Annotated in this window: 15 protein-coding genes; 14 read left to right on the top strand and 1 reads right to left on the bottom strand. The window is 53.1% G+C overall.

Annotation, left to right across the window (positions count from 1 at the left end):
- Positions 1-128: 128 nt before the first annotated feature.
- Positions 129-1,508 carry a putrescine aminotransferase gene (gene ygjG, locus J4685_RS11675; protein ID WP_072156856.1) on the top strand — a complete coding sequence of 460 codons (1,380 nt, stop codon included), beginning with the start codon at positions 129-131 and terminating at the stop codon, positions 1,506-1,508.
- A gap of 170 nt (positions 1,509-1,678) precedes the next feature.
- Entirely contained in the window at positions 1,679-3,697 is a 2,019-nt protein-coding gene (locus J4685_RS11670; RefSeq protein WP_000121509.1) for an FAD-dependent oxidoreductase, read from the top strand.
- An 80-nt stretch (positions 3,698-3,777) separates the two neighbouring features.
- Here the strand turns inward: J4685_RS11670 and rlmG are convergent, their stop codons facing one another.
- Positions 3,778-4,914: a 23S rRNA (guanine(1835)-N(2))-methyltransferase RlmG gene (gene rlmG / locus J4685_RS11665; RefSeq protein ID WP_000019989.1), complete on the bottom strand. Its 1,137-nt coding sequence runs from the start codon at positions 4,912-4,914 to the stop codon at positions 3,778-3,780.
- Positions 4,915-4,999: 85 nt separating this feature from the next.
- Between rlmG and J4685_RS11660 the strand changes: the two genes are divergently transcribed.
- The 12 genes from J4685_RS11660 (at position 5,000) to J4685_RS11605 (ending at position 13,850) form a co-directional block, all read left to right on the top strand.
- Complete coding sequence (locus tag J4685_RS11660; protein ID WP_000202966.1) at positions 5,000-5,497, top strand: M48 family metallopeptidase; 498 nt, start codon at positions 5,000-5,002, stop codon at positions 5,495-5,497.
- Between the two features lie 151 nt (positions 5,498-5,648).
- The gene (locus J4685_RS11655) at positions 5,649-6,341 is read left to right on the top strand and encodes a vancomycin high temperature exclusion protein (RefSeq protein WP_000937453.1); all 693 of its coding nucleotides are present in this window, start codon (positions 5,649-5,651) and stop codon (positions 6,339-6,341) included.
- Positions 6,342-6,428: 87 nt separating this feature from the next.
- On the top strand, positions 6,429-7,427 hold the full coding sequence (locus J4685_RS11650) for a Gfo/Idh/MocA family protein (RefSeq protein WP_024131587.1): 999 nt from the start codon (positions 6,429-6,431) through the stop codon (positions 7,425-7,427).
- 269 nt (positions 7,428-7,696) lie between these two features.
- Positions 7,697-8,665 carry a TerC family protein gene (locus tag J4685_RS11645; RefSeq protein ID WP_001098838.1) on the top strand — a complete coding sequence of 323 codons (969 nt, stop codon included), beginning with the start codon at positions 7,697-7,699 and terminating at the stop codon, positions 8,663-8,665.
- Positions 8,666-8,919: 254 nt separating this feature from the next.
- Positions 8,920-10,164 carry a serine/threonine transporter SstT gene (gene sstT / locus J4685_RS11640; protein ID WP_000235363.1) on the top strand — a complete coding sequence of 415 codons (1,245 nt, stop codon included), beginning with the start codon at positions 8,920-8,922 and terminating at the stop codon, positions 10,162-10,164.
- A 449-nt stretch (positions 10,165-10,613) separates the two neighbouring features.
- Positions 10,614-11,276 (top strand): DedA family general envelope maintenance protein YqjA, encoded by a 663-nt coding sequence (gene yqjA / locus J4685_RS11635; RefSeq protein WP_000422138.1) that lies wholly within the window; start codon positions 10,614-10,616, stop codon positions 11,274-11,276.
- 3 nt (positions 11,277-11,279) lie between these two features.
- The gene (gene mzrA, locus J4685_RS11630) at positions 11,280-11,663 is read left to right on the top strand and encodes an EnvZ/OmpR regulon moderator MzrA (protein ID WP_000917516.1); all 384 of its coding nucleotides are present in this window, start codon (positions 11,280-11,282) and stop codon (positions 11,661-11,663) included.
- A 144-nt stretch (positions 11,664-11,807) separates the two neighbouring features.
- Positions 11,808-12,176, top strand: coding sequence for a DUF1090 domain-containing protein (locus J4685_RS11625; protein WP_000877297.1), 369 nt, complete (start codon positions 11,808-11,810; stop codon positions 12,174-12,176).
- A 41-nt stretch (positions 12,177-12,217) separates the two neighbouring features.
- Positions 12,218-12,523: a YqjD family protein gene (locus tag J4685_RS11620; RefSeq protein WP_000031217.1), complete on the top strand. Its 306-nt coding sequence runs from the start codon at positions 12,218-12,220 to the stop codon at positions 12,521-12,523.
- A gap of 2 nt (positions 12,524-12,525) precedes the next feature.
- On the top strand, positions 12,526-12,924 hold the full coding sequence (locus tag J4685_RS11615) for a phage holin family protein (protein ID WP_000785626.1): 399 nt from the start codon (positions 12,526-12,528) through the stop codon (positions 12,922-12,924).
- Entirely contained in the window at positions 12,921-13,220 is a 300-nt protein-coding gene (locus J4685_RS11610) for a YqjK-like family protein (RefSeq protein ID WP_000095495.1), read from the top strand. Before J4685_RS11615 ends, J4685_RS11610 begins: the two co-directional genes overlap by 4 nt.
- Before the next feature lie 237 nt (positions 13,221-13,457).
- Complete coding sequence (locus J4685_RS11605) at positions 13,458-13,850, top strand: DoxX family protein (protein WP_001592732.1); 393 nt, start codon at positions 13,458-13,460, stop codon at positions 13,848-13,850.
- Positions 13,851-13,909 lie beyond the last annotated feature (59 nt).

The following is a 13,909-nucleotide window of genomic DNA, read 5'->3' as shown; positions in this document are numbered from 1 at the left end:
CATTAAATGTTGTGTAAATGTGATTATTCCTGGTGTTTATCCCGATTTTCACTATGGGCTTAGACCCCCGCTAATCCCTGCAATACTTAATTCAGTATCATGTGATACACGGCCCTCTGGAGCTCATTTTGAACAGGTTACCTTCCAGCGCATCGGCTTTGGCCTGTAGCGCGCACGCACTGAATCTCATCGAGAAGCGAACGCTAAACCATGAGGAAATGAAAGCACTAAACCGAGAGGTCATTGACTACTTTAAAGAGCATGTAAATCCAGGATTTCTGGAATACCGGAAATCTGTTACCGCTGGCGGGGATTACGGAGCCGTAGAGTGGCAAGCGGGCAGTTTGAATACGCTTGTCGACACCCAGGGGCAGGAGTTTATCGACTGTCTTGGGGGGTTTGGCATCTTTAACGTGGGGCACCGTAATCCTGTTGTGGTATCCGCCGTCCAGAATCAACTCGCAAAACAACCTCTCCACAGCCAGGAGTTACTTGATCCCTTGCGGGCGATGCTGGCAAAAACGCTGGCGGCGCTGACACCGGGGAAACTCAAGTACAGCTTTTTCTGTAACAGCGGCACCGAATCCGTCGAAGCGGCGCTAAAACTGGCAAAAGCGTATCAGTCGCCGCGCGGCAAGTTTACCTTTATCGCCACCAGCGGCGCATTTCACGGCAAATCATTGGGCGCGCTCTCCGCCACGGCCAAATCCACCTTCCGCAGACCCTTTATGCCTTTACTGCCGGGCTTCCGCCATGTGCCGTTTGGCAATATCGACGCGATGAGCATGGCATTTAGCGAAGGCAAAAAAACGGGCGACGAGATAGCAGCCGTGATTCTGGAGCCTATTCAGGGTGAAGGCGGCGTGATCCTGCCGCCGCAGGGATACCTGACAGAGGTACGTAAGCTCTGTGACGAATTCGGCGCGCTGATGATTCTGGATGAAGTACAAACCGGCATGGGGCGTACCGGCAAGATGTTTGCCTGCGAGCACGAAAATGTGCAGCCTGATATTCTGTGTCTGGCGAAAGCCCTGGGCGGCGGCGTGATGCCGATTGGCGCCACCATCGCGACTGAAGAGGTGTTTTCGGTTCTGTTCGACAACCCCTTCCTGCATACCACCACTTTTGGCGGTAACCCGCTGGCTTGTGCTGCCGCGCTGGCGACCATTAACGTCCTGCTGGAACAAAACCTCCCGGCCCAGGCGGAACAAAAAGGCGATACGCTCCTGGATAGTTTTCGACAACTTGCGCGTGAATATCCCAATCTGGTACACGAGGCGCGCGGCAAAGGTATGTTGATGGCCATTGAATTTGTCGATAACGAAACGGGCTACCGTTTTGCCAGTGAGATGTTCCGTCAACGCGTGCTGGTCGCTGGTACGCTGAATAATGCGAAAACAATTCGTATCGAGCCACCGCTCACGCTAACCATTGAACTGTGCGAACAGGTATTGAAATCAGCGCGTAATGCGCTGGCGGCAATGCAGGTGAGCGTTGAAGAGGTTTAAAAACGATGCCGGATGGCGCTGTGCTTATCCGGCCTGTTTTCCCCGGGTCGCGGCCTCTTTTTTGAATCCCATCACAATCACCACATTCCCCTTTTCCCTTTTACCTCGCGACGGCTACAGTAGTAACTCATCCGACTACATAACAATAATTTTACATACTGGATACGCTTATGAGCTACCCGTCGCTATTCGCCCCGCTCGATCTGGGCTTTACTACTCTCAGAAACCGTGTGCTGATGGGATCGATGCACACGGGTCTGGAAGAACATCCTGATGGCGCTGAGCGCCTGGCGGCATTTTATGCCGAGCGCGCGCGACACGGCGTAGCGTTAATCGTCACCGGCGGTATTGCGCCCGTTCCCTCCGGGGTCGTGATGACCGGCGGCGCGATGCTGAACGATGCCAGCCAGTTAAAGCCTCACCGCGTGGTGACCGATGCCGTACATGCGCAAGGCGGTAAAATCGCGCTGCAAATTCTGCACACCGGACGTTACAGCTATCAGCCGCACCTGGTCGCGCCGTCGGCAATTCAGGCGCCAATCAACCGCTTTATGCCACATGAACTGACGCATGATGAAATCTTGCAGTTAATCGACGACTTCGCACATTGCGCGCAGCTGGCGCGGGAAGCAGGCTACGACGGCGTAGAGGTGATGGGATCAGAGGGCTATCTGATTAATGAATTTCTCACGCGGCGAACTAACCATCGCGATGACGAATGGGGCGGCGACTATACCAGCCGTATGCGCTTCGCGGTTGAGGTAGTACGCGCGGTACGCCAGCGGGTAGGGAACGACTTTATTATTATCTATCGCCTGTCGATGCTCGATCTGGTGGAAAATGGCGGCACGTTCGACGAAACGGTACAACTGGCGCAAGCCATTGAAGCCGCAGGCGCAAGCCTAATTAATACCGGCATTGGCTGGCATGAGGCGCGAATCCCGACCATCGCCACGCCAGTACCGCGTGGCGCCTTTAGCTGGGTGACGCGGAAACTCAAAGGTCATGTGTCGGTTCCGCTGATCGCGACTAATCGCATTAACGATCCGCAGGTCGCCGAGACGATCCTGACGCGCGGCGATGCCGATATGGTGTCGATGGCGCGTCCCTTCCTTGCCGATGCCGAATTCCTGACTAAAGCGCAATCCGGACGCGCAGATGAGATCAACACCTGTATCGGCTGTAATCAGGCCTGTCTGGATCGGATCTTCATCGGCAAAGTGACCTCCTGTCTGGTGAACCCGCGCGCCTGTCACGAAACCCACATGCCGATAACGCCGGCCATACGCAAAAAGAATCTGGCCGTTGTCGGCGCAGGCCCGGCGGGGCTGGCTTTCGCGATTAACGCCGCGTCGCGCGGCCATCATGTCACGCTGTTTGACGCCCAGAGTGAAATTGGCGGCCAGTTTACTATCGCCAGGCAGATCCCGGGTAAAGAGGAGTTTTACGAAACGCTGCGCTACTACCGTCGAATGATCGATATTACTGGCGTTACGCTGAAACTGAACCAACGGGTGAACGCAGAGGATCTTCAGCCGTTTGACGAAGCGATCCTCGCTTGTGGAATAGTACCGCGCCGCCCGCCGATAGACGGTATCGATCATCCAAAGACATTGACCTACCTGGAGGTATTGCGCGATAAGGCGCCGGTTGGTAAGCGAGTGGCGATCATCGGCTGCGGCGGGATCGGTTTTGACACGGCCATGTATCTGAGCCAGCACGGCGAATCCACCAGCCAAAATATTGCTGAATTTTGTACGGAATGGGGAATTGATACCAGCCTGCAACAGGCAGGCGGTCTGCGCCCGGAAGGCCCACGCCTGGCACGTAGTCCACGGCAAATCGTCATGCTGCAACGCAAAGCCAGCAAGCCGGGCGAAGGGTTAGGTAAAACCACCGGCTGGATCCATCGCGCGACGTTACTGGCGCGCGGCGTGAAGATGATCCCGGCGGTCAGTTACCAGAAGATCGACGACGACGGATTACATCTCTTGATCGGCGGCGAACCGCAGTTGCTGGAAGTGGATCATGTGGTGATCTGTGCCGGACAGGAACCTCGCCGTGAACTGGCGGACCCGTTACGCGCCGCAGGTAAAACGGTACATCTTATCGGCGGATGCGATGTCGCGATGGAGCTGGATGCCCGACAGGCGATTGCCCAGGGCACCCGACTGGCGCTGGAGATTTAACGACTTTACCTGATGGCGCTGCGCTTATCGGGCCTATGCCGTCATACCGGTTTTATAGGCCGGTATGACGCTTGAGCGCCTTATCGACGGCGTCCCTGCTTCACCGCTTTCAAAATGACAAATTTATTGTTGGTTGCTATCGTCGCGCAATTACCGAAAATCTTCTTCAGCTTGTGGAAATAGTCCAGATGGCGGTTCGCCACAATATACAGTTCGCCGTTGATTTTCAGGCAGCGGCGGGCGTGATGGAACATCTCCCAGGCGATATTGTCCGTCAGCGCATGTTTCTGGTGGAACGGCGGGTTGCAGAACACCGCGTTAAAACGGAACGGCTCCACGCCGGAGAGCGCGTTGTTGATCATAAATTCGCAGCGTTCGAATGCTTCCGGCAGGTTCGTTTCTACATTCAAACGGCTGGAATCTACCGCCATCGGCGATTCATCGACAAATACCACGTTCGCCTGCGGATTTTTCGCCAGTAAGCTCAGGCCAATCACCCCATTGCCGCAGCCAAGATCGACAATCTCCCCGTCGAGGTTTTCCGGCAAATGTTGCATAAAGAAGCGCGCGCCGATATCCAATCCGGTACGAGAAAACACATTCGCGTGGTTGTGAATCGTCCAGCCTGTATCTTCCAGTTTCCAGCTTAGCGTTTGCGGCGCGTCGGCCAGTTGCGGATGACTGAAGGTACAGTTAATCAGGCGCGCTTTCTTCCACGCCAGCGTCGTCGTGGTTGGGCCCAGTACTTTTTCAAACAGTTCCAGCGTAGAGGTATGAATATCACGCGCTTTCGCGCCGGCGATAATACGCGTTTGCGCCGTAACGACCTTACGCAAAGCGCGTAACTGCTGTTCCAGCAACGCCAGTGTTTTCGGTACTTTAATCAATACCACGCCCGGCGCCTGCGGGTAGTCAGCGGTACTGTCGAGAAACGTTACGCTGGACTCCGCGATGCCGTTATGGCGTAAATTCTCTCGCGTACCCAGTTCGCTTAAATACGAATCGCCAATACTGTATGGCGAATGCTCCGCCAGCGCACAGCTTAGCGCGCCAAACGTATCATTCAGGATCAGCACCGGGCCGCGAATTTCCGTCTCATCCAACTGTTGCAGCAGATACTCATCGGCCGCCTCCCACGCCAGAAGCGGGTTAACATCATCCGTTTGCGGAAAACGTTTCAGCGTCAGTGAACGGAAACCGTCGTCTACGTGGCTCATTAGGCCTCCTGAATGGTAAAATTGCGGCGTTATCCCTGAAAAGGGTGCGTGAGTATACACTTTTTATCAGCAACATGGAGCTTTGATGACCTCACTAACTTACCTTCAGGGGTATCCGGAACATCTCCTTGCCCAGGTGCGCGCCTTAATCGCCGAGCAGCGCCTGGGGGCGGTGCTGGAAAAACGTTATCCCGGCGCGCATGATTACGCCACTGACAAAGCGCTATATCACTATACTCAGGAACTGAAAAGTCAGTTTCTGCGCAATGCGCCGCCCATCAATAAAGTGATGTATGACAGCAAGATCCATGTGCTGAAAAATGCGCTGGGACTGCATACCGCTGTCTCGCGCGTTCAGGGCGGCAAGCTCAAGGCCAAGGCGGAGATCCGCGTCGCCACCGTGTTTCGCAACGCCCCGGAGCCATTCTTACGAATGATTGTGGTTCACGAACTGGCGCACCTGAAAGAGAAAGATCATAACAAAGCGTTTTATCAGCTCTGCTGCCATATGGAGCCACAGTACCATCAACTGGAGTTTGATACGCGCCTGTGGCTGACGCATCAGGCGCTGTCGGCACAATAAATTCTGAAAATGCCCCTTCCCCCGTATCTTTTTAACGGCGTGGGCATAAAATCGACGCGTTCACATTTCGCTCATTGCCTACCGCCACGTCAAGGATGACGATCTGTAGAGGGTATTTTTTATCCACCGCCAACGGAACCGCGCAACGACCATGCTCCCACAATGTGCCCGTTTTATCCGCCGCCTCTGTTTTACACGCCGGGCGTTAACAGTGGCGTGCTTTCTGCTTGTCGCAGCAGCCGTCGCGCTTTTCTATTCCAACTGGCTTATCGTCAACGCCTCACAGCATCTGACATGGAATGACATTCAGACCGTTCCCGCCCGCAACGTCGGGCTGGTGTTAGGCGCTAAACCCGGCAATCGGTATTTTACCCGGCGGATTAATACTGCCGCCGCTTTGTATCACGCCGGTAAAGTGAAGTGGCTGTTAGTCAGCGGCGATAACGGCAAAAAAGAGTACGATGAACCTTCGGCGATGCAGCAGGCGCTGATAGCGAAAGGTGTGCCGGAAGCGGCCATTTTTTGTGATTATGCCGGATTCTCCACGCTGGACTCCGTGGTTCGCGCCCGGAAAGTGTTTGGCGAAAGCCGCATTACGATTATCTCGCAAGCATTTCATAATCAACGGGCGATCTGGCTGGCGCAACAATATGGCATTGACGCTATCGGCGTTAACGCGCCGGATCTGAATAAAAGGCACGGAACCTACACACGACTTCGGGAAAAGCTGGCGCGGGTTAGCGCAGTACTGGATGCCAAAATTTTGCATCGTCAGCCTAAATATCTGGGCGCTGGCGTCACTATTGGGGCTGATAGCGCACACGGGTGCCCTTCTCGCCAGTAAAATGCCAGAGTGCGTCGCAGCGCACTGGCAAGGGCGGAAAGGCGTGCTACATTGACGAAAATCCCTTTCTGGAGTCCGCTGACGTTTATGATACGTTTCGCTGTAATTGGGACTAACTGGATCACGCGCCAGTTTGTCGACGCCGCCCATGAAACCGGCAAATTCAGGCTCGCCGCCGTTTACTCCCGTAGTCTTGAACAGGCGCAGTCTTTCGCAAATGATTATCCCGTCGAGCATCTGTTTACCTCGCTGGAAGCGATGGCGCAAAGCGACGCGATTGAGGCGGTTTATATCGCCAGCCCGAATTCCCTGCATTTCTCCCAGACGCAGCACTTTTTGCAGCATAAAAAACATGTCATGTGCGAAAAGCCGCTGGCTTCTAACCTGGCGGAGGTTGATGCCGCTATCGCCTGCGCGCGCGATAATCAGCGGGTACTGTTTGAAGCCTTTAAAACCGCCTGCCTGCCCAATTTCCTGCTGCTGCGGGAATCGTTGCCAAAAATCGGCAGAATGCACAAAGCATTCCTAAATTACTGCCAGTACTCTTCACGTTATCAGCGCTATCTGAACGGTGAAAATCCGAATACGTTTAATCCGGCCTTCTCCAATGGTTCGATTATGGATATCGGGTATTACTGTCTGGCGTCGGCGATCGCGCTATGGGGCGAGCCGCGCAGCGTGCAGGCGTCGGCGAATTTATTGGAAAGCGGAGTAGATGCGCACGGCGTCGTGGTTATGGATTACGGCGATTTTAGCGTCACGCTACAGCATTCCAAAGTCAGCGACTCGGTACTGGCCAGTGAAATTCAGGGCGAGAGGGGATCGCTGGTCATTGAAAAGCTGTCGGAATGCCAGAAAGTGTGTTTTGCGCCGCGCGGCGCGCTGATGCAGGATCTGACCCAGCCCCAGCATATTAATACCATGCTGTATGAAGCCGGGGCGTTTGCCCAGCTTATTGAAAACCACGCCGTGGAACATCCGGGGTTGTCGCTAAGTCGCGCCACGGCAAAATGGCTGACAGAAATACGCCGTCAAACCGGGGTCATCTTCCCGGCGGACGATCTGACCCATCCCCTTACTGCGTAAAATTATGTAAATCATATGTTACAGGTCATTGACTCTACGCGTGGCCTGTCATACTTTGTTACGCGCAAAGGGGAGTAACTTCATTGCCGGTCGATCGTCATTACGATGTGTGCAAAACCACATCCGGTCACCGGGCAGCCATAAAGGAATGCGTCAGCGTATTCCTTTATTGTTGTAAGTGAGACCTTGCCGAATGGCAAGGTCTATGCATAAAAGCAGCGGCTAATGCCATTCGGCGTTAGCCGTTTTTTTTTGCATGGGGAGAAATAATGAATACTGTTGGTACGCCATTATTATGGGGTGGATTCGCGGTTGTTGTGGTGATAATGCTATCCATCGACCTGTTGTTGCAGGGACGCCGTGGCGCACATGCTATGTCGATGAAACAAGCAGCAGGATGGTCAATCCTGTGGGTAACGCTCTCGCTACTGTTTAACGCCGCTTTCTGGTGGTATCTGGCTGAAACGCAAGGGCGCGAAGTTGCTGACCCGCAGGCATTAGCGTTCCTTACCGGCTATCTGATTGAAAAGTCGCTGGCCGTAGATAACGTCTTTGTCTGGCTGATGCTGTTTAGCTATTTCTCCGTCCCTCCGACTCTGCAACGCCGGGTGCTGGTGTATGGGGCTCTTGGCGCGATCGTGTTGCGTACTATCATGATTTTCGCCGGTACCTGGCTTATCACTCAGTTCGAATGGCTGCTGTATGTGTTCGGTGCCTTCCTGCTGTTTACCGGCGTAAAAATGGCGCTGGCGAAGGAAGACGAATCCGGCATTAGCGAAAAACCGATGGTGCGTTGGCTACGCGGGCATCTGCGCATGACCGATACGATCGAGAACGAGCACTTTTTCGTACGTAAAAACGGCCTGCTGTATGCCACGCCGCTGCTGCTGGTGCTGATTATGGTTGAGTTCAGCGATGCGATCTTCGCCGTTGACAGTATTCCGGCGATCTTTGCGGTCACCACCAACCCGTTCATCGTACTGACCTCTAACCTGTTTGCCATCTTAGGACTGCGCGCGATGTACTTCCTGCTGTCCGGCGTGGCGGAACGCTTCTCAATGTTGAAATATGGTCTGGCGGTCATTCTGGTCTTTATCGGCATTAAGATGCTGATCGTCGACTTCTACCATATTCCTATCGCGATTTCGCTGGGCGTAGTGTTTGGCATTCTGACCATTACGCTGGTGATTAACGCCTGGGTTAACCATCAGCGCGATAAGAAACTACGAGCGCAATAATCTTTTATCGGGGTAAACCTGCCCCATCAAAAACGCCCGGCAGCGCACACCTGCCGGGCGTTTTTGTTTAACATGTCACAACACTGTTAATATAAAGTTATAAAACATGATCACAGCAAAAAATCCAGGATATTTCGCTTCCCGAACCTTCAACTTTCCTTATACTCAACCAGGCAAACACTTTGTTACATCCTGAAAGATGCGCCGTAAGAGCGTGCAGGGGATGACCAGCAACACAATACAAGGAACATGAAATGGCTACGCAACGAGCATCAGGGCTACTGCAGCGTTTAGCGCAAGGCAGTCTGGTTAAACAAATTTTAGTGGGTCTGGTACTGGGGATTTTACTGGCATGGATTTCTAAGCCTGCGGCGGAAGCGGTTGGCTTGCTTGGCACCCTGTTCGTCGGCGCCTTAAAAGCGGTCGCCCCCGTTCTGGTGCTGATGCTGGTAATGGCCTCGATCGCCAACCACCAGCACGGCCAAAAAACCAATATTCGCCCTATTCTCTTTCTTTACCTGCTAGGCACCTTTTCAGCCGCGCTGGCGGCCGTTGTGTTCAGCTTCGCCTTCCCTTCAACGCTGCATCTGTCCAGTAGCGCCCAGGATATCGTGCCGCCGTCCGGCATTGTAGAAGTCCTGCGCGGTCTGCTGATGAGTATGGTGTCGAACCCCATCGACGCGCTGCTGAACGCTAACTATATCGGGATTCTGGTATGGGCCGTCGGTCTGGGATTTGCCCTGCGTCATGGCAATGAAACCACCAAAAACCTCGTGAACGATATGTCTAACGCCGTGACCTTTATGGTGAAACTGGTGATCCGTTTCGCGCCAGTCGGTATTTTTGGTCTGGTTTCATCAACGCTTGCAACCACCGGCTTCTCCACCCTGTGGGGTTATGCGCACCTGCTGGTCGTCTTGATTGGCTGTATGCTGCTGGTCGCGCTGGTGGTCAACCCGCTGTTGGTATTCTGGAAAATTCGTCGCAACCCTTATCCGCTGGTGTTCGCCTGCCTGCGTGAAAGCGGCGTTTATGCCTTCTTTACCCGCAGCTCTGCCGCCAATATTCCAGTAAATATGGCGCTGTGCGAAAAACTGAATCTGGACAGGGATACTTACTCCGTTTCCATTCCGCTGGGTGCCACTATCAATATGGCCGGCGCGGCAATTACCATTACGGTTCTGACGTTGGCGGCAGTCCATACGTTAGGCGTCCCGGTGGATCTGCCTACAGCGCTGCTGCTGAGCGTGGTGGCCTCGCTGTGTGCTTGCGGCGCCTCCGGCGTGGCAGGCGGTTCATTGCTGCTGATCCCGCTGGCGTGCAACATGTTTGGCATTCCGAACGATATCGCGATGCAGGTAGTAGCGGTCGGCTTTATTATCGGCGTATTGCAGGATTCGTGTGAAACGGCGCTGAACTCATCTACCGATGTTCTGTTCACTGCGGCAGCCTGCCAGGCAGAGGACGAACGTCTGGCGAATAACGCCTTGCGTAGCTAAGTGATTATCGATGCCGGATGGCGCGTGCCATCCGGCGTGACGATAAATCTGAATCTCCCAATCCGTAGGCTGTGACGTAAAGCGAATTTATATCCACACGCGACATCCTCGCGTAACGTTATATGTAGATGGCGTCTGCCGCGGCGCTCGGTCAGCGTAAAGTATAAAGTGTCAGCCTGTGTAAATCCTCTCGCCACCCTCCCTTGCGATAAGCAAAATCAAAGCTCAACGACGCGTAATTTCTATAACGGACTTCGTTGACCTTTGTTACAATTAGATGCATTTTGAATTTTTGTGTGTTAGTGCTTGCTTACTTCACAACTTAGCAAGGAATAGTTCAGGCCGCGAATTTGCCGTTTCCGCAACGCTGATAAAAACTCCAACTCTGTTGCGGCAGTGCAAACCTCAGATCACCGGCGTGACGTTAACCGATTCTCCAGGAATACTGAATGGAACTACTGACTCAATTGCTGAATGCCCTGTGGGCTCAGGACTTTGAAACACTGGCCAATCCTTCCATGATTGGCATGTTATATTTTGTGTTATTTATGATTTTGTTTCTGGAAAATGGGCTGCTCCCTGCCGCCTTTTTGCCTGGCGACAGCCTGTTGATCCTGGTCGGCGTGCTGATCGCCAAAGGCGCGATGGGTTTTCCACAAACCATTTTGCTGCTTACCGTCGCGGCCAGCCTGGGTTGCTGGGTGAGCTATATTCAGGGCCGCTGGCTGGGGAATACCCGCACCGTGCAAAACTGGCTCTCTCATCTCCCCGCACATTATCATCAACACGCCCATCACCTTTTCCATAAACACGGCCTGTCGGCATTATTGATAGGCCGTTTTATCGCGTTTGTCAGAACACTGCTGCCCACCATTGCCGGCATATCCGGCCTGAATAACGCGCGCTTTCAGTTTTTCAACTGGATGAGTGGCTTGTTGTGGGTGCTTATCCTGACGTCGCTGGGCTATCTGCTGGGCAAAACGCCCGTCTTTATGAAGTATGAAGATCAGCTAATGTCATGCCTGATGTTGCTGCCCGTGGTGCTGCTCTTTTTTGGCCTGGCGGGTTCACTGGTCATGCTGTGGAAAAAGAAGTATGGGAGCCGGGGATAACTTATGCTTAAACCACGCATAACTGCCCGACAACTCATTTGGATCAGCGCTTTTCTGCTGATGCTGACCATACTCATGATGACGTGGTCAACGCTGCGTCAGCAAGAGTCGACGCTGGCCATTCGCGCGGTTAACCAGGGCGCCAGTATGCCAGACGGCTTCTCAGTTCTGCATCATCTGGATGCGAACGGCATTCATTTTAAAAGCATTACGCCTAAAAATGACATGTTGCTCATTACCTTCGATTCCCCTGCGCAAAGCGCCGCAGCAAAAACAGTGCTTGATCAAACGTTACCACACGGTTATGTCGTCGCTCAGCAGGACGATGACAACGAAACGGTACAGTGGTTGTCCCGCTTACGGGAAAGCTCACACCGCTTTGGCTAATCTCCAGGAATCCGAATCATATCACTCACTTTGGTGATTTCATTGTTTAATGACTATGATTAATAAAGCGGTGCTTAACCCACCGCGTTATTATCGGGATCACCGCCCCGGACAACGGGTCCGAACATAAGGGAAAGTTCAGGAATGAAATACCGCATCGCTTTGGCTATCACGCTTTTTACGCTTAGCGCCGGCAGCTACGCTAATTCGCTTTGTCAGGAAAAAGAGCAGGATATACAAAAGGAAATTAGCTACGCTGAAAAGCACAACAATCAGCGCCGTATTGAGGGTCTGAACAAGGCGCTCAGCGAAGTACGCGCCAATTGTACTGACAGCAAGCTGCGCGCCGAGCATCAGAAAAAGATCGCTGAGCAAAAAGAAGAGGTAGCCGAACGCCAACGTGATTTAGCCGAGGCAAAAGCAAAAGGCGATGCGGATAAAATAGACAAACGTGAACGTAAGCTGGCCGAGGCTCAGGATGAGCTAAAAAAACTTGAGGCCAGAGACTACTAAATTAACGCCGAATGTAAATACTCACTCACCTGGAAAAAACTATGTCGAAAGATAACACTACGGAACATCTGCGCGCTGAGTTGAAATCCCTGACCGATACGCTCGAAGAAGTGCTGAGCTCTTCGGGCGAAAAGTCGAAAGAAGAGTTGAGTAAGATTCGTAGCAAAGCCGAGCGCGCGCTGAAAGAGAGCCGTTACCGCCTGGGAGAAACGGGTGATGTGATTGCCAAACAGACTCGCGCCGCCGCCGCCCGTGCCGATGATTATGTGCGCGAAAATCCCTGGACAGGCGTAGGCATTGGCGCCGCTGTCGGTCTGGTGTTGGGCGTACTGCTGACGCGTCGTTAATTATGGCGGACTCTCGACAGGCACAAGGACCAGGCAAAAGCGTACTGGGTATCGGGCAGCGGATTGTCACCATTATCGTTGAGATGGTGGAAACCCGGCTGCGACTGGCAGTAGTAGAACTGGAAGAAGAGAAAGCGAACCTCTTTCAGCTTTTGCTGATGGTAGGTCTTACCATGCTCTTCGCGGCGTTTGGCTTAATGAGCCTGATGGTTCTGGTCATCTGGGCTATCGATCCTCAGTACCGTTTGAACGCGATGATCGCTACCACAGTTGTGCTGTTAGTGCTTGCGCTAATCGGCGGCATCTGGACTTTGCGCAAAGCGCGTCAGTCCACGCTATTGCGCCATACGCGGCACGAACTGGCTAACGATCGGCAAATTCTGGAGGACGATCAGTCGTGAGCAGCAAAGGCGAACGCGAAAAACGTAAAGCGCTGCTTCTCAGTCAGATCCAGCAGCAACGGCTGGATCTGTCCGCCAGCCGTCGCGACTGGCTGGAGACCACCGGCGCATACGATCGCGGCTGGAATACGGTGTTAAGCCTGCGCTCCTGGGCGCTGGTCGGTAGCAGCGTAATGGCCATCTGGACCATCCGTCATCCTAATATGTTGGTACGCTGGGCGAAACGCGACCTGGGTATCTGGAGCGCCTGGCGCCTGGTAAAAACTACCCTCCGTCAACAACAGCTCCGCGGTTAATATCTTTTCTTTTATAGCATCGCGCCATCAGGTTATCACCTGGTAGCGCGATACTTTTATGCATATCGTCTCTTTAGCAATCACTCAAATTTTTTGAAAAAATTTGGCAATTTTCCTTGCTAACAATTCCTGTACGCCACGTTTATGATTCTCTCCAGCGATAACAATGACGCGCTAAAGCGCGTCATTGCTCATGAAAATAGCAGCAGCAGCCGAATCGGCCTCCTGGAGAATAAAATGAAAAAATTAGAAGATGTTGGTGTACTGATAGCGCGTATTTTAATGCCAGTTCTGTTTATTACCGCAGGATGGGGAAAAATTAGCGGCTATGCGGGCACACAACAGTATATGGAAGCGATGGGCGTACCAGGATTCCTGCTGCCGCTCACCATACTGCTTGAGTTCGGCGGCGGTCTGGCGATTCTGCTGGGGTTCCTCACCCGCACCACTGCGCTTTTCACCGCTGGTTTTACGTTGCTGACGGCATTGATCTTCCATAGCAATTTTGCAGAAGGTGTAAACTCGCTGATGTTTATGAAAAACCTGACCATTGCCGGAGGATTCTTATTACTGGCGTTAACCGGGCCTGGCGCGTTCAGCCTTGACCGTCTGCTGAATAAAAAGTGGTAAGCAATCTATACTCAATTAAAAAAGCGAGGGAATAGCGCCTCGCTTTTGTTATCTGAAGG

Source organism: Salmonella sp. 32100201201700099SM (assembly GCF_017572645.1).
Taxonomy (GTDB): domain Bacteria; phylum Pseudomonadota; class Gammaproteobacteria; order Enterobacterales; family Enterobacteriaceae; genus Salmonella; species Salmonella enterica.
This window is presented reverse-complemented; position numbering and strand designations above follow the sequence as displayed.